Annotated in this window: 14 protein-coding genes and 1 pseudogene; 7 read left to right on the forward strand and 8 right to left on the reverse strand. The window is 67.7% G+C overall.

Annotated features, from left to right (window positions below):
- Nucleotides 1–24 precede the first annotated feature (24 nt).
- Genes VG543_RS10370 through VG543_RS10390 form a run of 5 tightly spaced genes read right to left on the reverse strand, consistent with a single transcriptional unit; the run spans nucleotide 25 to nucleotide 5,329 of the window.
- Nucleotides 25–1,614, reverse strand: coding sequence for a family 43 glycosylhydrolase (locus VG543_RS10370; RefSeq protein WP_423178959.1), 1,590 nt, complete (start codon nucleotides 1,612–1,614; stop codon nucleotides 25–27).
- A 17-nt stretch (nucleotides 1,615–1,631) separates the two neighbouring features.
- Entirely contained in the window at nucleotides 1,632–2,915 is a 1,284-nt protein-coding gene (locus VG543_RS10375) for a TRAP transporter large permease (RefSeq protein ID WP_423178958.1), read from the reverse strand.
- A gap of 3 nt (nucleotides 2,916–2,918) precedes the next feature.
- Nucleotides 2,919–3,449 (reverse strand): TRAP transporter small permease, encoded by a 531-nt coding sequence (locus VG543_RS10380; RefSeq protein WP_019658831.1) that lies wholly within the window; start codon nucleotides 3,447–3,449, stop codon nucleotides 2,919–2,921.
- Nucleotides 3,450–3,459: 10 nt separating this feature from the next.
- Complete coding sequence (locus VG543_RS10385; RefSeq protein ID WP_021204623.1) at nucleotides 3,460–4,461, reverse strand: TRAP transporter substrate-binding protein; 1,002 nt, start codon at nucleotides 4,459–4,461, stop codon at nucleotides 3,460–3,462.
- Between the two features lie 40 nt (nucleotides 4,462–4,501).
- Entirely contained in the window at nucleotides 4,502–5,329 is an 828-nt protein-coding gene (locus VG543_RS10390) for a 2-keto-4-pentenoate hydratase (RefSeq protein ID WP_423178957.1), read from the reverse strand.
- A gap of 174 nt (nucleotides 5,330–5,503) precedes the next feature.
- Between VG543_RS10390 and VG543_RS10395 the strand changes: the two genes are divergently transcribed.
- From VG543_RS10395 to VG543_RS10405, 3 genes are read left to right on the forward strand one after another with little or no spacing between them, the layout of a single operon-like run.
- The gene (locus VG543_RS10395) at nucleotides 5,504–6,478 is read left to right on the forward strand and encodes an alpha/beta hydrolase (protein ID WP_308305331.1); all 975 of its coding nucleotides are present in this window, start codon (nucleotides 5,504–5,506) and stop codon (nucleotides 6,476–6,478) included.
- A complete protein-coding gene (locus VG543_RS10400) occupies nucleotides 6,475–8,097 on the forward strand; it encodes a carboxylesterase/lipase family protein (RefSeq protein ID WP_164145004.1) in 1,623 nt (540 codons plus the stop codon). The genes VG543_RS10395 and VG543_RS10400 overlap by 4 nt, the downstream gene beginning before the upstream one ends.
- 51 nt (nucleotides 8,098–8,148) lie before the next feature.
- A complete protein-coding gene (locus VG543_RS10405; RefSeq protein ID WP_019658826.1) occupies nucleotides 8,149–8,736 on the forward strand; it encodes a cysteine dioxygenase family protein in 588 nt (195 codons plus the stop codon).
- 34 nt (nucleotides 8,737–8,770) lie between these two features.
- Here the strand turns inward: VG543_RS10405 and VG543_RS10410 are convergent, their stop codons facing one another.
- Nucleotides 8,771–12,574: a LamG-like jellyroll fold domain-containing protein gene (locus tag VG543_RS10410; RefSeq protein WP_423178956.1), complete on the reverse strand. Its 3,804-nt coding sequence runs from the start codon at nucleotides 12,572–12,574 to the stop codon at nucleotides 8,771–8,773.
- Between the two features lie 138 nt (nucleotides 12,575–12,712).
- The gene (locus tag VG543_RS10415) at nucleotides 12,713–15,463 is read right to left on the reverse strand and encodes a TonB-dependent receptor (RefSeq protein ID WP_423178955.1); all 2,751 of its coding nucleotides are present in this window, start codon (nucleotides 15,461–15,463) and stop codon (nucleotides 12,713–12,715) included.
- Nucleotides 15,464–15,748: 285 nt separating this feature from the next.
- On the opposite strand from VG543_RS10415, the gene VG543_RS10420 reads away from it, so the two are divergent.
- The 4 genes from VG543_RS10420 (at nucleotide 15,749) to VG543_RS10435 (ending at nucleotide 19,014) form a co-directional block, all read left to right on the forward strand.
- A complete protein-coding gene (locus tag VG543_RS10420; protein WP_026346897.1) occupies nucleotides 15,749–16,768 on the forward strand; it encodes a sugar kinase in 1,020 nt (339 codons plus the stop codon).
- Nucleotides 16,755–17,393, forward strand: a complete 639-nt coding sequence (eda, locus tag VG543_RS10425; RefSeq protein WP_155028731.1) for a bifunctional 4-hydroxy-2-oxoglutarate aldolase/2-dehydro-3-deoxy-phosphogluconate aldolase — start codon at nucleotides 16,755–16,757, stop codon at nucleotides 17,391–17,393. Before VG543_RS10420 ends, eda begins: the two co-directional genes overlap by 14 nt.
- Nucleotides 17,394–17,489: 96 nt before the next feature.
- Nucleotides 17,490–18,518, forward strand: a complete 1,029-nt coding sequence (gene adhP / locus VG543_RS10430; RefSeq protein WP_155028730.1) for an alcohol dehydrogenase AdhP — start codon at nucleotides 17,490–17,492, stop codon at nucleotides 18,516–18,518.
- A gap of 103 nt (nucleotides 18,519–18,621) precedes the next feature.
- Entirely contained in the window at nucleotides 18,622–19,014 is a 393-nt protein-coding gene (locus VG543_RS10435) for a hypothetical protein (RefSeq protein WP_180877408.1), read from the forward strand.
- Between the two features lie 75 nt (nucleotides 19,015–19,089).
- Here the strand turns inward: VG543_RS10435 and ligD are convergent.
- Nucleotides 19,090–20,037 (reverse strand): annotated as a pseudogene (gene ligD / locus VG543_RS10440) (non-homologous end-joining DNA ligase); the annotation flags it as partial.
- Nucleotides 20,038–20,134 lie beyond the last annotated feature (97 nt).

Raw genomic sequence — 20,134 nt, forward strand, 5'->3', positions numbered from 1 at the left:
AGTCTGGGGATTCCGGCTCCGCGCTCAGTCCAGCGCGCGGTAGCGGAAGTTGCGGAAGGTTACCGCACCGTCGCCGGCCGCATACAGCGCCGGCTTCAACGCCAGGAACCTGCCCGCGACATTGTGATGGTAACCGGACACTTCCATCTGAACCGGATACTTCTGCCAAGTGTGCCCGTCGGTGCTGGAGTGGAAGGTGACGATGTGGCGGTTGTTGGTCACCCGCAACCACAGCCGGCCGCCGCGGCCCGGGGCCGGTCGGGCAGGGCGCTCCTCGCCGTAGCGATGCATGATGAACGACTCGCCGTTGCTGCCCACGCCCGCGTACAGCCGGTCGCTGTAGAACAGCAGCGCGCCTCCCACGGCACCGGGGGCGATCTCCATCTCCACCTCGAACTGATAGGCCCGGTCGCCGGCGATGGTGGTCAGCGGCGAGGCGTCGCGCGGCGTACTGCCCTTGCCCTGCAGGACAAGGCCGTTGCCACTGAAACCCAGCCGGCGGTACTCATCCTGCGCCGGGTTGAAGAACGCCCACTGCGGGCCAAGCGTGCTGCCGCGGAAATCATCCGACAGCGCCATGCCATGCGGCGACAGCGCCTGTCCGGCCGGCTTGCGCAGTGGCTGACCAAGGTCTCCGCCCGTGGCCCGGAACCAGCCGTCAGCGGTCCATTCGATCGGTTCGAGCAGGGCCTGCCGACCCAGCGTCCAGAAGCCGTTCTCGTACCCGTGGTACATCATCCACCAGCGTCCATCGGTCCCTTCGATCACCGTCGCGTGGCCGCGTGACCACCAGGGCTCGGCCGCCGACTGCGTGCGCGTGATCGGGTTGTTGGGCGCGTTCTCCCATGGTCCGTGGATCGAACGCGAGCGCGCGGTGATCACCATGTGCCCGGTCGGCGGACCGGCGGTGCCGCCCACTGCCGTGGTCATGTAGTACCAGCCGTCGCGGACGTGGATCTTCGGGCCTTCCTGCGCGTAGGCCTCAACGTCCCAGTCCTGCGGGTAGCGCCAGCCGTCATAGACGTGTTTCGGCCTGCCGACCACGCTCAACCCGTCGTCGGCCAGCTGCACGTAATCACCGCCACTGAGGAACAGGTAGCGCTTGCCGTCTTCACCCACTGCATGGCCGGGATCGATGTAGCCACCCAGGCCGATGTCGATCGGCGCGCTCCACGGGCCCTTGATGTCATCGGCCCAGACCACGAAGTTGCTGCGGCGCTCGCCGGTGCGGGCCGGGAAGTAGATGAAGTAGCGCCCCCGATGCTTGACGATGTCCGGCGCCCAGATCGCCCCCACGTTGCGGGTGACCGCATGTCCCAGCGGCTGCCAGTTCACCAGGTCGCGCGAGTGCCAGATCGGGAGGCCGGGGTAGGCGTCGAACGACGACAGCGTGAGGTAGTAATCGTCCCCGTCCTTGAGCACCGAGGGATCCGGATGGTCACCGGCCAGCACCGGATTGAGGAACGTGCCATCGCCCCGGTCCGCCTGGCGCTGGTGTTCCAGCCCCCGCGCCCACTGCGCCGGGGCGCGCGCGGGCTCCGCCGCGGGTGCAGGCCGTGCCGGCAGCAACAGCACGAGCAGAGTGATGGTGGCGGCGATACACAGTGCACGCATGGCAGTCTCCTTGTGGCTCAGCCGCGCAGCGCGGCGGGCAGCCACAACGACAGTGAGGGGAAGAAGGCCACGACCAGCAGCACGGCGAGCGCGGCGAACCAGAACGACCAGATCGTGCGCATGCTCTGGCCCACGCTGATCTTGCCGATGGCCGTGCCGATGAACAGCACCGAGCCCACCGGGGGCGTGACCAGACCCAGGCCACCGGTGAGCACCAGCACCAGGCCGAAGTGGATCGGATCGATGCCGTAGGCGCGCGCCACCGGCAGGAAGATCGGCGTGCAGATCAGGATCATCGGCGCCAGGTCCATGAAGGTGCCCAGCAGCAGCAGCATCACCACGATCATCAGCAGCACCATGAACTGGCTGTGCGCGAACGACTGCAGGAACTCGACGGCGGCCGCGGGCACCTGCAGGTAGGCCAGCAGCCAGCCAAACACGGCAGCGGTGGCGATCACGAACAGGATCACGCCCGTGCTGCGCGCAGCGTGGATGACGGTGTCGAAGAACTCGCGCCAGCGCAGTTGCCGGTACAGCACGGTGGTCACCAGCAAGGCGTAGACCACGGCGATCGCCGCGCTTTCCACTGCGGTGAAGATGCCGGCGCGGATACCGATGAAGATCAGCGCGACCAGGCCCAGGCCGGGCAGGGCGGAGACGATGCGCAGGGCCACGGCGCGCCAGCCGGGAAAGACCTCCACGCCATAGCCGCGGCGGCGCGCCACCGCATAGCCGGTGACCATCAGCGCCAACGTCATCAGCAGCGCGGGGACAATGCCGGCGGCGAACAGATCTGCGATGGACAGGCCCCCACCGGCAGCGGCCGAGAACAGGATCAGGTTGTGCGACGGCGGCACCAGCAGCGCCACCAGCGCGGCGGTGATGCTGACGTTGACGGCGAAATCGCGGTCGTAGCCGCGCTTGACCATCTGCGGGATCATCGTGCCGCCGACCGCCGAAACGTCGGCGATGGCCGAGCCGGACACGCCGCCGAAGAACAGCGAGGACAGGATCGAGACCTGGCCGAGGCCACCGCGCAAGCGCCCCACCAGCGACGAGGCCAGGGCGATCAGGCGCTCGGAGATGCCGCCGCGCATCATGATCTCGCCCGCGAAGATGAACAACGGAATGGCGATCAGCGAGGCCGAGCCGGTACCGGCCGAGATCTGCTGCACCAGCACGATGCTGGGGATATCCAGGTAGAGCAGGGTGGCCAGCGCGGCAGCGGCCAGCGCGTAGGCCACCGGCACGCCGAGCAGCAGCAGCACGGCAAACACGGAGAACAGGATGGTGATACCCATGGATCAACGATCTCCTTCAGCGTCTTCGGCGCCGGTGGCGCGGGCCTGCAGCGCGTTCCACGCACGGTTCAGCGCGAACAGCAGCATCAGCCCGCCGCCCACCGCCAGTGGCAGGTAGTTGATGCTCTGCGGCAGATCGGCGCCGGCGGTCTTGATGTCCAGGCCGTCGAGCAGCAGATCACCCGACCAGAAGGCGATGAAGCCTCCCAGCACCGCCACCACCAGCTGCACCAGCACGTCCACCGCACGGCGCAGGCCGGGGCCCAGGTAGGCATGCAGCAGGAAGAAGCCGAAGTGGCGGTTGGTGTGCACACCGCATGCGGCACCCAGGCTCATCGCCGTGGCCAGCAGCAGCAGCGTGACCGGCTCGGTCCAGCTGGGCGAATCGTTGATCACGTAGCGCGCGAACACCTGCCAGCCCTGCACCACCACCAGCCCCAGCAGGGCAGCAACGGCGCCGTAGATGGCGATGTCGGCGATGCGGTCCAGCAGGCGCTGGCCAGGCCCGGTGGCGGGCGTCGTCGTCTCGATCATGGCAGTGTCCTCAGGCGGCGCGGATGCGGTCGACCAGCGCGGCGATCTCCGGCTGCTGCAGGTACTGCTGCAGCAGCGGCTGGGCGGCGGTGCGGAAGGCGGGCATGTCCACCTCGTTGGCTTTCACCCCATAGGCCAGCACGGCGCGGCGTGCGGCGTCCTCCGACGCATCCCACTGCTCGCGCATCACCTTCACCGACGCGCGCGCGGTCTGCAGCAGCAGCTGGCGGTCGTCAGGCGACAGGCGTTCGAAACTGGCGCGCGACATCAGCAACACATCCGGCGCGTACGAATGGTCGCTCTGCGACCAGTAGTGCGCCGCTTCGAAGTGGCGGCTGGAATGGAAGCTGCGCATGTTGTTCTCGGCGCCGTCGATCATGTGGGTTTCCATCCCGGAGAACGTGTCGCCCAGCGACATCGGCGTCGGGTTGGCGCCGAGCAGGCGCATCAGCTGGATGAAGATGTCCGATGAGGCGACGCGCAGCTTCAGGCCGTGCAGGTCCTTGGGCGAAACGATGGGGTGCTTGGTGTTGTAGAAGCAGCGTGCACCGGAATCGTAGATCGCCAGGCCGACCAGGCCGCGGCCCTGGAAGCCGCGCAGCACGGCTTCGGCCACGCCGTCATCCAGCGCGGCACGCTGGTGCGCCACCGACGTGAACACGTAGGGCAGGCACAGCGCCTGGGTCAGCGGAAAGGCATTGTTCAGCGCACCGGCATACACGCGGGTGATATCGATGGCACCGAAGCGCGCCATGTCGATCGCCTCTGATTCGCGGCCCAGCTGGCCGGAGTGGTACTGGCGCAGGCGCAGGCGACCGTTGGTTTCGCGCTGCAGCGTTTCGCCGATCCACTTCACCGCGGTGACGGTAGGGTAGTCGGCCACATGCACGTCGGTGGCGGTCAACAGCGCGCCACCGGCCATATCGCCGCCCGGCCCTCGGCCACAGGCGGCGAGCATCGGGGTGGCCAGGGCAGCAGCGCCACCGGCCAGGAAGTTACGTCGTGTGATCATCTGCGCCCTCCCGCGCGTGTTCACCAGGGCAGCCCCGCGGTCATCCCGCGGGCACGGCCCGGCAGGCAATGTCACCGAAGCCGGCAAAGCGCACCAGCGCCGTTTGTCCTGCCTCGATATCGTGGATGCCGGTGGCATTGCCGGTGGCGATCAGGTCGCCCTTGCGCAGCGGCCGGCCACGCAGGGCCGAACGGGACAGCGCAAAGGCATAGGCCGCGCGCAGGCCACCGGGCAGGCGGGTGGCGCCACCGGTGCCGACCACCTCACCTTCGATCAGTGTCTCGGCACGCAGCGAGTTTTCGTCGCGTGCGGTCCAGTCGACGATCTCCGGGCCCAGCACCAGGCCGTTGTTGTTGCCAAAGTCGGACACCACCACGCGCGGACCAAGTTCGTTGATGGTGGCCAGCGGGCTGCTGGCCACTTCCACGCCGATATAGAGGCGCGCAGGCAGCGCTTCGGCCTGTTCCGGGGACCAGTCCAGCTGTCCGGCCGGCGCGTCCTCCAACAGCTCCAGCACGTACTCTGCTTCGACTGCGGCGAAGCCCCCGACGAAGACCGGGATGTCGGTTGTTCCACCGGTATCATTCCAGAGCTGACGTTTGAAGATCGGCCCCAGCAGGCGCTCATCGCCGGAGCCGTCGCGGCGCTCGGCAGCGATGTAACCCACCTTCCAGCCGAACACCGTATCGCTCCACAGGCCAATGGCCTGGTCCTGCACGTGGTAGGCAGCCACCAGATCGACGGGGATCTCTCCGGGGAACGCCGGCAGGGCCTTGCCTGCGCGGCGTGCATCGGTGAAGGCGCGGGCGATGGCGGCTGCACCGTCCGGCGCCGGCCTCTGCCCCTGTGTGCCGTGTTCGTTGCTCAAGAACGGTCTCCCTCTGCGTTGTTGCACTGCCCATCGACAGCGTCTGCAGGAGGTGTATATGGTAAACCGGTGTCATCACGCAAGCCGCAGCGCATCACACCCGCTTCCCGGGCGCCTGCGGCACGCTGCCCACCCCTCGCTGGAGCCCGGTCCGCCATGCGTCTGCCCCCTCTTGTGCTGTTCCTGTGCGTTCTGTTGACGCTTGCCCCGGCACGTGCCAGCGACGTCCCGCTGCGCGACGGCCAGCGGCTTGCCGGGGAGGTGGCGGGCGAACGCCTGCCGCTGTGGCCGGACGGCCAGGTACCTGGCCAGAGCGCTCCGGCACGGAAGGCGCGGGTGGTTGAGCGCAGCCCCGATCCGGCCCATCCGGACCGGTTCGTGGACGGGATCGATGCGCCATACATGATCGTGCACGCGCCGCCACGTCCGAACGGGCAGGCGGTGCTGGTCATTCCGGGCGGCGGCTACCAGCGGGTGGTAATCGACAAGGAGGGCAGCGCGCTGGTGCCGGACTGGGTGCAGCGGGCAGGCTTCACCCTGTTCGTGCTTCGCTACCGCCTGCCGCAGCCGGGCAGGGACCGCCAGGCGGCGCTGGCCGATGCCCAGCGTGCGCTGCGGGTCGTGCGCGACCAGGCCGCGCGCCGCGGCCTGGAGGCGGACAATGTGGCGGTCATGGGCTTTTCCGCCGGCGGCCACGTGGCTGCGCGGCTGGCCACCGGCTTCGATGCGCCGGTCTATCCCGCACGCGATGCGATCGATCAGCTGAGCGCGCGCCCGGCACGGGCGGTGCTGGTCTACCCGGTCATCGACATGGGCGCGCATGCGCACAGTGGTTCGCGCGGGCGATTGCTGGGCGAGCGCCCTGACCCCGCATTGGCGACGCAGTACTCGGTGCAGGAGCACGTGCGTGCGGACATGCCGCCGACGATGCTGATCCATGCCAACGACGATCGCGTGGTCAGCGTGCACAACAGCGAGGTGATGGCGCAGGCGCTGGCCAGGGCGGGCGTCGAGCACGAACTGCATGTGTTCGCCCATGGTGGCCACGGCTTCGGCATGCGCCTGCAGCCCGGCTCCACCCTGGCGCAGTGGCCAGCGCTGGCGCAGGCATGGCTGACAGCAGGAAAGGATGCGGAGCGCAGCCGATGACGGGAGCACCCGACGATCTGCAGCGCCGCCGTTTCCTGCGCGACAGCGCGCGCTGGGCGCTGGCCACGGCCACGCTGGTGGCACTGCCGGCAGCGGCGATGCCCGGTGCACGCGACGAACGCCTGCCGATCGTCCGCGTGCGCGGGGGGCGCCTGCGCGGCCAGCATGAACAAGGCGTGCTGGTATTCCGCGGCGTGCGCTACGGCGCCGATACCGGCACCCATCGCTTCCAGCCACCACGCCGGGAAGCGGCATGGAACGGGATCGCCGATGCACTGGACTATGGCGCGGCCGCACCGCAGGGCGGCGCGGAAGGCCCCGGCAGCGAAGACTGCCTGTTCCTCAACGTCTGGACCCCCGCACTGGGGGATGGCGGCCGCCGCCCGGTGCTGGTCTACATACACGGGGGTGGGTTCAACAACGGCTCCGGCAGCGATCCGCTGTACGACGGCAGTGCGCTGTGCCGCCGCGGCGATGTGGTGGTGGTGACCCTCAATCATCGGCTGAACACCTTCGGTTACCTGTACCTGGGCGCACTTGGCGACGCACGCTACGCCGCGTCGGGGAATGTCGGCCAGCTCGACCTGGTACAGGCGCTGCAGTGGGTGCGCGAGCACGCGGCGATCTTCGGCGGTGACGCTGGAAACATCACCGTGTTCGGCCAGTCCGGGGGCGGCGCCAAGATCGCCACGCTGATGGCGATGCCGGCGGCACGCGGCCTGTTCCAGCGCGCGTGGACGATGAGCGGGCAGCAGGTCACCGCGGCCGGCCCGCGTGCCGCCGCGCAGCGCGCTGCCATCGCAATGGAGGCAGTGGGTGCAAAGGACCTGTCTGCCCTGCTGCGGCTCCCGGCCACGGATCTGCTTGCAGCCACCCGTGCCCGCGATCCATCGCGGGTGGAAAGCACGTCGCTGTACTTCGGGCCGGTACTGGACGAAGTCTCCCTTCCGGTGCATCCGTTCTGGCCGCAGGCGCCGCGGCAGTCGGCCAGCATTCCGATGGTCATCGGCAATACGCGCGACGAGACCCGTGCCTTCCTCGGCAACGATCCGGCCAACTTCACCTTGACCTGGGAGACGCTGCCGGCACAGCTGCAACGCCAGCAGTTCGTGGATCTGCTGCCGCAGACGGTGATCGCCGAGTACCGGCGCCTGTACCCGCATTACACGCCTTCGGAGGTGTTCTTCGCGGCCACTACCGCAGGACGTTCCTGGCGCGGCGCAGTGGAGGAGCTGGAAGCGCGTGCGCGCCAGCCCAGCGGGGCCGCGCCCACCTGGGCCTACCAGCTGGACTGGGGCTCACCGGTGGAGCAAGGCCGGCTGCGCGCCTTCCACACGCTGGACATCCCGCTGGTGTTCGACAACGCCGGCCTGCCCGGCGCACGCACCGGTGGCGGCGCGGACGCGCACACGCTGGCGGCGACAATGAGCGACGCACTGATCGCCTTCGCGCGCAACGGCGACCCCAATCATCGCGGAATGCCGCAATGGCCCCCCTACGCGCTGCCCCGGCGGCAGACCATGCTGTTCGATCGCCAGAGCTGCGTGGTGGACGATCCTCGTGCCGGCGAACGTGCGCTGTATGCAAAAGTACCGTTCGTGCAGCGCGGCACGCAGTGATAACACCGCGGTGCAAACATTCTGTTAACCCCTCTCGGCTAGAGTCGGGGCATGGGAACGATGTCCTTGCCACCGTCATTCACCGGCCGGGAGCGGCTGTTCGCTGCGATCGATGCCGCGGTGATGCTGGGCACGCCGGAGGCCATCACCGGTGCGCTGCAGCAGGTGCTGCGCGAGGCCATCGTCGATCCGTCCATCCAGCTGCCCCCCTGCGTGCGGCGCCCGGTCGAAGGGCATTACGCACGCCGTGAACTGCACCGCAGCCCGACCCTGGGCTACAGCGTCATCGCCATGTGCTGGGGCCCGGGCCAGGGCACGCCGCTGCACGACCACGATGCGATGTGGTGCGTGGAAGGCGTCTGGCAGGGCGAACTGATCGTCACTCCCTATGCGCTGATTGAACAGGATGGCGAACGTCATCGCTTTGCCGCCCAGCCCACGCTGTACGGGCACCGCGGTAGTGCCGGCAGCCTGATTCCGCCGCACGAGTACCACACGCTGTGCAACGCCAGCGACGCGGACGTGGCCGTGTCGCTGCATGTCTACGAGGGCGTGATGGAACGCAGCGCGGTGTTCGAGCCGTTGGATGATGGCTGGTACCAGCGCCGGATGAAACGGCTGGAGACCGAGGCGTCCTGACCCACGCCGGATCACGCGCGGCGTAATGCAGGCATCATCGCGGCACGCCGACCACGTTGTTGAGCCGGGTCACTTCCTCGCCACCGTCGGCCAGCGCCACGCGCACGCGCAGGCCGCTGCGGTCACCGGCCGGCAACGGCAGCCAGACCTGCACGGTCTTCGGCTGCAGGTCACTGGGTGCCCCCAGCGCCGGCACGTCCGTGCGGGCGATCTCGCGACCGCGCGCGTCTTCCAGCATTGCTACGGCCACGCCGGTGCCGACATGGCCCAGGCTGTGCACGGTCACCTGCAGCTGGCTGCCGTCGATGCGTACGTCGCCGCGACCCACGCCCAGGTCCGGCCGTGTTTCCACCGGTGTTCCCTCGGACACGCGTTCGAACTCGAACACCTCGGTACGCCCGGGACGGAACTGCAGCGCCACCGAAGCGCTGGTTTCCAGCTGTACGCGGCGTTCGGCGGGCGTGCCGTCGATGTGGCCATCGCCATCGGCATCCACGCCGCTGCGTATCCGCCAGGTCCCGCTGGCCACGTTCCAGCCGGTCATGTCGGCGCCGATGGTGCGCGTGCCCAGGTTGTAACTGGTAACGGTGAAACGTTCACGCGACGGCGCATGCACCAGCAGGGCGACCTGTTCGGCCGCTCCATCGCGGTCGAAGCGCCAGCTGACGGTGTGGCCGGGCCAAATCTGGTTGCGCTTCAGCGCGATCCCACCCAGGCGTGCGCGCTGGAGGAATTCACTGGGCGCTTCCACCCGGTCGGACCACCAGTGGCCCTCGGTGTTCATGTACGCGCGCTGCACTTTCGCCTGCAGGCCGTCGGCATGCAGGGCGGCGATGTATGACCTGTCGCCGCTGGCCTGCCAGGCCATCAGGCTGGCGAAGCCGGTTTTTCCCGCGTCGGCCTCGGCGCGCAGCAGCGGATACCAGTCCTGTTGCCGGCCCAGTACGTCCACGACGTTCTCGCCCAGGTTGGCCAGTGCGCCCGGGCCGCCACGGGCCACGCGGTAGTCCAGTGCCTGCAGGTACTTCGCATCGCCGCTCCAGCGCCACGCCGCCCAGAAGGTGTGCATCGTGTCGCCACTGCCGGAGCCGTTGTTCAACTCGCCGCCGCGGGTGGCACCGCTGGCCCAGTTGATCTCGTTGGGCAGGGTGAAGCGTCCCTTGTCGTCCTTGCCTGCGTGGGCCAGATAGCCATCGGCCAGGCCGATCACCAGCCCGCGGCCGGTGGGATCGGCGTTGTACTGGCCCAGCAGGAACGCCGGGTGCAGCACCGGGAACGAATACGGCTTCTGCCACTGCCAGTTCGGTTCGCGGTAGACCTTGTTGCCACCGAACCAGTTGCTGGAGAACAGCAGGTGGCCCTGCGGGTTGCGCAGGATGATGCGCTCGTCGAAGGCCTTCACCGTTTCCATCAGGCGTTCCAGCGTCAGCGGATCGCCCCAGTTGAGGTAGAGCATGGCGCTGTTGGTGTTGATGCCTTCCTCATAGGAATGCAGCTCGTCGGTCTCGATGGTACTCAAGCCGTTGCTGAACATGCCGTTGCGGTACACCGCGTCGGACAGCGCGGTCAGCGAGGCGTTCAATCGATCCGGCTGCACGCCCATCAGGGCCAGCCCCGGCCACTGCTGGGTCAGGTCGGAATCGTCCGAAATGCCACCACCGAAGTCACCGTAGGCCACCTGCCGTTCGTCGATCCACCAGTCGACGAACTGCCGCACCTGCGCCAGGTCCTGCACCTGGTTGAATGCCCACGCCGGCACGCCCCTGGGCACGGCAGGCGCCGTGTAGGGCGGGCGGCCCTGGCTGTTGTAGCTGATGTAGTTCCAGTACAGGCGGCCGAGTTCATGGTCCGGATCCACCCGCAGCAGGTCGCTCAGGTCCGCGTACACGCGCGCGTACAGGCGCTGGCGCTTGGACGTGGTGTGCTCTTCCACCAGGAAGCCCCAGTTGTCGCGGACCTGGTTGAAGCGGTCGGCCACGTGCTCCTTCAGCGCGTCGGCACGCGGCTTGAACACCAGCCGGACCTGCGCACCGTCGAGGGCATCGGCATCGAAGCCTGGTGCGGCCGAGGCGATGCTCAGCCACAGGCTGTCCGGGGTGAGGATGCGATCGCGCAGGTCCAGCCACAGCGTGCGCGCCTGCCGTGGCGGCACCGACACCGATACATCGATCATGTCGCGCGCCGGCCAGATCGGATCCTTGATGCGGATGTTCAGCGGGATCAGTCCATCGTGGGTGGGCGGCAGGTCCAGCGCGGGAAGGTCGATGGCCACGCCGTCCAGGCCGTCGTGCATGTTCTCCCAGCTGTAGGCCCAGCTGCGGATCAGCGGCTGGTTGGCCGGCGCGTCACCCACCCCGGAAGGAATCAGGACGTGCACGATCGGCTGCGGATGTGCGGGCAGGGTGCCGGCATCCCGGCGGCGGGAACCGGCGCCCTTCGGCAGCGCCATCACCGTGCTGCGTTCGGCGGCCGGGAAACGTCCGTCGATGTAGCGGCGCAATGCGTCCAGGTTGGTGTAGTCGGGCAGCGCCCGGCTGTCGATGATGTAGGTCTGCTTCACCGTGCCTTCCGGCTCGGTGCCCTTGCTCACGTGGTAGGCCCAGATTTCCTGGATCGGTGTTTCCTGCTCGACGTTGCTGAAACGCAGCACGCCGCCGCGCTGCGCGGCAATGTCGTCGACGCTGCGCACCACGCCGCGCGGGCGCGTGACCAGCACGTCGGTGGCATGTCCGGCGTCGGGCCCGTGGGAAAGGGTGCCGAAGGCCGCACCACGGATCTCCACCCGGTTCACCGTTTCGGTGGCCGGCAGGGTCAGGTCCAGGTGCTGGCCGCCTTCCACATAGGTGTTCCAGTCCGGAAGCTGGAAGTAGTCATTGCGGCCGGGCAGGCGCGAGCGGTTGTACACGCCCGGCCAGGTGGTTTCGGCGATGCCATCGGTGGCCTTCCACATCCACGCCTTCAGGTCGCGGGTGTCGGCGAATTCGATCTTGCGGATGCGGGTGCCGCCGGCCGCCAACGCTGGGGGTGCAGCCCCTTCCCAGCCGAAGCGGTGGCGCCAGGCGCGCGTGCCATCGCCGATCGCCACGGCGCTGGCTGGCTCGCGGCCGCGCGCCAGCGTTGCCACCGCCGGCGCATCCAGCATGCGGTCGTAGACCCGGATGTGCTGGAAATCGCTCCCACGCAGGAAGTTGTAGCGACTCTGCACCTGGTACGGTGCCATTACCCGCCCGGCAAGGCCGAGCTGGTCCAGCGCGGCATCGTAATTGCCGGTGGCCTGCGCGCGCGCCACTTCGCGGCCATCGATGAACAGGCGCACGCCGTGGTCCTCATCCCAGGCGAAGGCCAGGTGCAACCACTGGTCGGGACGCGGCAGTGCATCCATGCGGAACGACACGCGTGTGCGTGCCAGGTTGGCATCGGTGACGAAGGCATCGAAGCCGTGCCCGTTCCAGTCGATGCGCAGCCAGGCCATGTCCCAGCTGCTGTGGTCGGCGTAGCCGACGCGGAAGATCACGAACGGCGCTTCACCCACCGCGTAGCGTGAACGCCAGTCGAAGGCCAGCGTGCCGCGCTGGGCCAGGATGTTGCCCGGCGCGTCCCAGGCAAGCACGCCGTCGTCTTCCCATTGGATGGCCTTGCCATGCTCGCCGTCGTCGACCACCGCGACCTTGTCGCGAAAGTTCGCTACGGCCTCACCGTGAGCGGTCACGGCCTGCAGGCCGTGATTGGCATCCACATGGAAGAGCAGGGTGGGGACATCGGCGGCGGCCGTCGCGGGGCCTGCAGCCAAGGCCACTGCCAGCAGCAGGCAGCGGGACACGGTCGTGCGGTGCGGCATGGAGACATTTCCTTTCAACGGGCGACGGCCGGCGGCGGGCCGCCGGACCGTAGCAAGGCCACGCCGCAGCGGCACCTTGCGGCGCAGCAGCGGTCATGGCGAACCGCGGCGCGTATCGGTACGCGCCGCCGGCGTTGCTCAGAACTTGTAGCGCACGCCCAGCAGGAACTGGCGGCCGGTTTCGGTGTACTGGAGTGGCAGGCGGCCGGTGGCGGGCGAGTACACCCATTCATCCGAGGCTTCGTTGGTCAGGTTGATGCCTTCCAGGCTCAGTTCCAGCTGGTCGCTGATCTTGTAGCGGATGGACGCATCAATGACCGTGGTGCCGGTCATGCCGTGGTAGCCGTCCAGGTTGAAGCCGGTTTCCTGACCGGGCACCTGGGTGAGGTAGTCATCGCGGTTGGTGGCGGAGACGCGGCCAGCGAAGGTCTCGCCTTCGTAGAACAGCGTTGCGTTCCATGACGATTTGGACAGGCCCAGCAGATCGTTCTTCATCACCGGCTGGCCAGCCGAGTTGATGTACTGGATCTTCGATTCGACCCAGGTGTAGTTCAGCTGCACGCCCAGGTTCGACCACTTGCCCGGCAGGAAAGTGAAGGGCTGGGTGTAGTTCGCCTCGGCGCCGTACAGCTCACCGCCGGGGGTATTGACTGGCCGGGTGAAGGTGAAGTCGTCGGTGGGCGAGGCGCCGGTACCGGTCAGCAGTTCGGCAGGCAGGCCGCTGTCGGTGTACGGGCGGTTCTCGCGCAGGGTCTGCACCGAGGTCTCGATGTCCTTGTAGAACAGGCCCAGGCCCGCCATCGCGCCTTCGGCGAAGTACCACTCGAAGCCCAGGTCGACATTGGTGGCGCGCGTCGGGTCCAGGTTGGGATTGCCGCTGGAGATGGTGCGCGCACCACCGGCCACGGCCACGGTTGCACCTGGCGTCAGGCTGCCCAGGCCCGGGCGGGTCATGACCTTGGCCGCACCCAGGCGGATCAGGAAATCGGGCGTGACCTCGGCCACCAGGTTGAACGAGGGCAGGGTGTCATCGTAGGTGCGGGTGGCGGTGGTGGAGGTGGTACCACTGGCCAGCGTCGACAGCCCGGTGGAGGTCTGCCTGGTACGCACGTAGCGCACGCCGAAGTTGCCAGACAGCGGCAGCGAGCCGATTTCGGTGCTGAACTCGCCCATCAGGTAGGCACCACGGTCCTTCTCTTCCACGCTGCGCACGTTGTTGGCGCGCGGCGCGACGGCATAGATGCCGCTGTTGCTGTAGATGTCGAACTGGTCGGCGATTGCATCCAGGTTCGGCACCACCCAGTTGGACGGATTGCCATTGATGCCCTTCAGGCCGGCCTGGTTGATCATGTCCACGGGCACGATCCTGCTGCCGCTGGCGAAGGTCGGCACGGCCAGTTCGCTGGCACGGCGCAGTTCGGTGGTCTTGAACGTGTAGTCCTTGGCAAGCACGCCGCCCTTCAGGCGGAAGCCGGGGCTGATGTTCCAGTTGAAGTCGATCTGGCCAGTATCGAAGTCGTTGTCCACGTACTGCGGGCGCAGGCGGATTTCCGCCAGTTCCCAACCGTTGGGGTCGGTCGGGTCGATGCCGTAGTTGAGGATCGGGAAGCGGCTGTTGCCACGGTAGTCGTAGCTGTAGCCCTTGACGTCGTACTTGTCCATGATGACGGTGGTCTGCACTGGATTCTCGTGCCTGGAGCGCGAGATGCCCAGCTTGCCGGACACGGTGAAGTCGTCGCCGAAACGGTGCTGGCCGTTCAGGCTGATCTGCTTGAACTCGGTGCTCCACTCGTCGTGGCGGTTCTCGGTACGGATGTCGACGTTGTCGAATTCACCGTACAGCAGCGCGCCGTTGCGGATCTCGCCGTTCCTGACGATGGTGCTCGGCTTGCCGACCAGGCGCGGGGTGCTGCTGCTGCCACGGCTGAAGGAAATCGCTTCGATGTACTGCTCGTCGCGGGTGGCATCGATCTTCGAGTACAGCATGTCCAGCGATACTTCACTGGCATCGCTGGGCTTCCACTGCAGCGAGCCAGTCACGCCCAGGCGCTTCTGCTCGTGTTCCATCTGCACGTAGCGCGGGAAGCGCGGGTGGAATACATCAGCGGCGCGTGCGGCGGCGAACGGCGATGACGCAGCGAAGTTGCCATTGCTCGGGCCGTTGGCCCAGCGGCCGGTGTTGGAGCCTTCCTCCAGTGCCTGGCGCTCGGAGTAGGCCACCGACAGGAGGGCGCCGAAGGTACCATCGGCGAAGGTGTTGGAGACCAGCGCGGCCAGCCGCGGGTCGGCCTTTTCGGCCATCTGGTTGTAGCCAGCCTGGCCGTTTGCGGCGAAGGTGAAGCCGTCGTAGTCGAACGGGCGCGCGGTGCGCAGGTCGACAGTGGCACCCAGCGAGCCTTCCTCGACGTCGGCCGAGGCGGTCTTGCGCACCACCAGCTGCGAGAACAGGTCCGAGGCAAACACGTTGAAGTCGAAACCGCGGCCGCGGTTGGTACCACCGCTCTGGTCACCGGCGCCGACGGTGGTCAGCGCTTCCATCCCATTGATGCGCACGCGGGTGAAATCCGGGCCCAGGCCGCGCACCGAGATGTTGCGGCCTTCGCCGGCTTCGCGTGTGATCACCACGCCCGGAATGCGCTGCAGCGATTCAGCCAGATTGAGGTCGGGAAACTTGCCGATGTCTTCGGCGACGATGGCATCGACCACGCCGGCCTCGCCGCGCTTGATGTCCAGCGCCTTTTCGACACTGGCGCGATAGCCTGTGACGTTCACCGTGTCCAGGTCGGTAGCGGTCTGCTGCTGGGCGGCCGCGCTGGTGGACAGGGCGAGTCCCACCCCCAGGGCCAGCAAGGTAACCGGTGTCTTTTTTCCATGGATCCGAGATTGCATGCCTTTCCCCTCTCCCAAAGGTCTGGTATCGCAGCTGCGCGGCGAAATGACACCGCTAGTCAAAACCGACGTTAGCAGCACCACCGGGATCGGGCATCTTGCACCGCAACAGATTTGCAATGTCTCCAAGACGCTTGCAGGACAAAGGTTTCGACATATCACCCAAGCGCTCTCAAGGCGTCTTCGGTCTAGAATGACACCGCTAGCCAATCGCCACGCCCCTCGCGTGGTCCACTTACACGCCATGCAGTGTCCCATGCTGGTGGCACGCGTGAAGGAGCTGAGATGGGTCGTATCGTGTGTTTTGGAGAGTTGTTGCTGCGCCTGGGTGCCCCCGGCAACGAACTGCTGCTGCAGTCGCCGCAACTCCAGGTCCATGTGGGAGGGGCCGAAGCCAACGTGGGTGTCTCGCTGTCCCGGCTTGGACATCAGGTGGCCATGGTCAGCACCGTGGCCGGCAATGCGCTGGGGGCGCATGTACTGGGTGAACTGCGGCGGCACGGCGTGGATACGCGCGGTGTGCGCGAGGACGCCGAGGGCCGCATGGGCCTGTACTTCCTCACCACCGGCGCGGTACAGCGCGCGAGCGAAGTGGTCTACGACCGCGCGGATTCGGCGTTCGCGCGCAGCACTGCAGCCGACTACGACTGGCCAGCGCTGCTGCAGGACGCGCAGTGGCTGCACGTCTCCGGGGTCAGCCCGGCGTTGGGCCCGCACGTGGCGGCGGCCACGCTGGCGGCGGCGCGCGCGGCAAGACAGGCCGGTGTCCGCGTCTCCTTCGACGGCAATTTCCGGCCCCGCCTCTGGCAGCGCTGGGGAGGCGATGCGCAGGCGGTATTGCGCGAACTGTTCGCGCAGGCCGACATCGTGTTCGCCGACTACCGCGACATGGAGGTCGTACTGGGCACCCGCTTCACCCAGCCGGACCTGATGGAGCGGATCGACGCGGCCGCTGCCGCCGCGTTCGGTGCCTTTCCGCAACTGCAGTGGATGGCCTGCACGCAGCGGCAGGTGCTGAGCGTGGACCACCATGTGCTGGGCGCTGTGTTGCTGGGTTGCGACGGAACCCGCGCACAGGCCCCACTGCGTCATCTGCAGGGCATCGTCGACCGCATCGGTGGCGGTGATGCCTTCGCGGCCGGCATCCTGCATGGCATCCTGTCCGGCCTTGATGCCGACGCCACCGTGCGGTTCGGCCTGGCCGCCGGGGCGCTGAAGCACTCCATCCCCGGCGATTTCAATCCTGTCAGCGAAGCTGACGTGCTGGCCCTGATGGGCGAGGAGCGATTCGATGTCCGCCGCTGATCCGCGCGTACGCGCGGTCCTGAAACTGGCACCGGTGATTCCGGTGTACACCCCCGAAGACGTGAATGACGCGGTCGAAGTGGCCCAGGCCCTGTTCCGCGGCGGCCTGCCGGTGATCGAAGTGACCCTGCGCACGCCGCAGGCGCTGGACGCGATCACGGCCATGGTCGAGGCCGTACCGGACGCGGTGATCGGTGCCGGCACCGTGCTTACCCCGGCGCAGATGCAGGCGGCGAAGCAGGCCGGAGCGCGTTTCGCGGTGTCCCCCGGCGCCACGCCGGCACTGTACGCGGCCGCGCACGATGCCGACCTGCCGTACCTGCCCGGTGCGGCCACGGCCTCGGACCTGATCCTGGGCCTGGAGCACGGCCAAGACACGTTCAAGTTCTTTCCCGCCGTGCAGGCCGGCGGTGCCGCGCTGCTGGCGGCCTGGCACGGTCCATTCGCCGACGTGCGCTTCTGCCCGACCGGTGGCATCAGCGCGCAGACCGCGCCGCAGTTCCTGCACCTGCCCAACGTGCTGTGCGTGGGTGGCTCGTGGTTGACCACGCCGGCACTGCTGCAGACCCGCGACTGGGAGGCCATCGAGCGCCTCGCCCGCGAGGCCTCGGTGCTGGCCAGCTGAACCCGGCGCACGGATCTTCAAAGGTTTGATCGTGATCAAAGCGCCGGCCTCGTGCCGGCGTCATTCTGTGGGCAAGCGCACTACGGAGATCCGAACATGAATTCCACCATGAAGGCCGCTGTCGTGCGTGAGTTCGGCAAGCCACTGGTCATCGAGGAAGTCTCGGTACCACGCCCGGGGGCGGGCGAGGTACTGGTCAGGATCGAGGCCTGTGGTGTCTGCCACACCGACCTGCACGCCGCCGAGGGCGACTGGCCGGTCAAACCGAACCCGCCGTTCATCCCCGGTCACGAGGGCGTGGGGCACGTCGTGGCCGTGGGTGGCGGGGTCGGGCACGTCAGGGAAGGCGACAGGGTCGGCATCCCCTGGTTGTACTCGGCGTGTGGCCATTGCGAACACTGCCTGGGGGGCTGGGAAACGCTGTGCGAAACGCAGCGCAACACCGGTTACTCGGTCAACGGCGGCTTCGCCGAGTACGCACTGGCCGATGCCAACTATGTCGGCCTGCTTCCAAAGGACGTGGGCTTCGTGGAGATCGCGCCGGTGCTGTGCGCCGGCGTGACCGTCTACAAGGGCCTGAAGGTCACCGACACCAGGCCCGGTGACTGGGTGGCGATCTCCGGCATCGGTGGCCTGGGCCACATGGCCGTGCAGTACGCCCGCGCAATGGGCCTGAACGTGGCGGCGGTGGACGTGGATGACAACAAGCTGGCGCTGGCGCGGCAGCTCGGCGCGCAGGTCACCGTCAACGCGCGTACCACCGACCCGGCCGCCTTCCTGAAGAAGGAGATCGGTGGCGCACACGGTGCACTGGTCACCGCGGTGTCGCCGAAGGCGTTCGAGCAGGCACTGGGCATGGTCCGCCGCGGCGGCACTGTCTCGCTCAATGGCCTGCCGCCCGGCAACTTCCCGCTGGATATCTTCGGCATGGTGCTCAACGGCATCACCGTGCGCGGCTCGATCGTCGGCACCCGCCTGGACCTGCAGGAATCGCTGCAGTTCGCTGCCGAGGGCAAGGTCGCCGCCACCGTCAGCACCGATCGCCTGGAAAACATCAACGATGTGTTCGCACGCATGCACGCGGGCACCATCGAAGGCCGCGTCGTACTGGACTTCGCCGCCTGACCCTCCGTGCATGGCCGCCGCCGCTCCGTCCCCCTCTCCCACGGACGCGGCGGCCATGCCGATTCATCGCCAGCGGGCACTCGCGCGGCCGTACAATGCGTGCATGCCCGGCGTGCTCAAGATCCTGTTCCTGTCCATCGTTGCCCTGCTCGGCGGTGTACTTTCACTTGCGCTGGTGAGCAGCGTCGCCAGCTGGCTGCCGCCGCTGCTGGGCATGCCGCCGGACAACAACAGCGCGCAGCTGGGCTGGGACCTGGCCTTCAGCGTGCTCGGTGGCATCGCGGGTATCGCCTTTGCCACCTACTACGCGCCCTGCTGGCCGCGTTCGCACGGCTTCTCGATCTGGTCGCTGGTCGCGCTGGGCTGTGGCTACGCCATGTGGACGGCGGGTGCGGATTTCCCGCTCTGGTTCGTCATTTCGCTGCTGGCGTCGCTGCCGCTGCAATTGCTGGCCGGCTGGTGGTTTGGCCGTCGTCCCTCGCGCGATGCAAGGTGATGCCGCCCCTGTAGAGCCGAGCCCGTGCTCGGCTTTCATGCACATTTACACAGGCAGCCGAGCATAGGCTCGGCTCTACAGGTCCATCCGCGGCAGCGTCTGCTTCAACGCATCGATGCCCTGCCACGGATCCGCTTTCAGCCGCTTCGCGCGCGCCAGCGCCTTGGCCATCGAAAACGCATCGGCCGCTCTGACCCGGGCCAGCTCTTCCCAGCGCAGCGGTACCGCTACGCCGGCACTTTCACGCGCACGCAGCGACCACGAGCACACGCTGGTGGCGCCCCGCGTATTGCGCAGCCAGTCGATGAAGATGACGCCACCACGCTTGGCCTTGCTCATGGTCGCCACGTAGCGGTCTGGCGCGCGCTCCGCCATCGCCCGGGCAAATGCCTCGCAGAACACCCTGACCTGTTCCCAGTCGGCCTTGGGCTGCAGCGGCACCACAACGTGCACCCCCTTGCCACCGGACAACCGCACGAAGCTCTTCAGGCCGGCCTCCTGCAGGCGGTCACGGACGTCACGCGCAGCGGCCTTCACCTGTGCCCAGCTGACGCCTTCTCCAGGGTCAAGATCGAACACCAGCCGATCCGGATGCTCGGGGTCGGCGACGGTTGCACCCCAGGGATGCAACTCCAGGGTGTTCATCTGCACCAGCTGCAGCAGGCCCCGTGCGTCGTCGATGTAAACGTAATCCTCGCGCCCGCTCTTCTGCTGCAGCGGCACCGCATGTACCGCATCGCCCAGGCCGGCACCATGGTGCTTCTGGAAGAAGCAGGCCTTGCCGACGCCGTCCGGGCAGCGCAGTAGTGACAGCGGACGCGCGCTGATTTCCGGCAGGATCCAGCGCGCCATGCGCTGGTAGTAGTCGGCCACGGCGCCCTTGGTCAGCTTCTGCTTTGGAAAAACCACCCGCTCCGGATGAGTAATCTGGACCTCGCCTCCAGCTTCGGCATCTGCGATGTTCATTCCAAGGTCCTCCTTCGGCGTGTCGCTGCGCAGCCGCTTGAAACCAGCCTGGCGCAGGTAGGCCGCCGCGTCGGATCACCCTGCGCGGGCGTGTCGTCAGGCGCCGGCGTCTGCCCTGCGCCGCCGCCAGGTCGGCGCTCTCGCCGGTACTGCT

The organism is Stenotrophomonas sp. CASM101, assembly GCF_049384845.1.
GTDB lineage: Bacteria > Pseudomonadota > Gammaproteobacteria > Xanthomonadales > Xanthomonadaceae > Stenotrophomonas > Stenotrophomonas hibiscicola.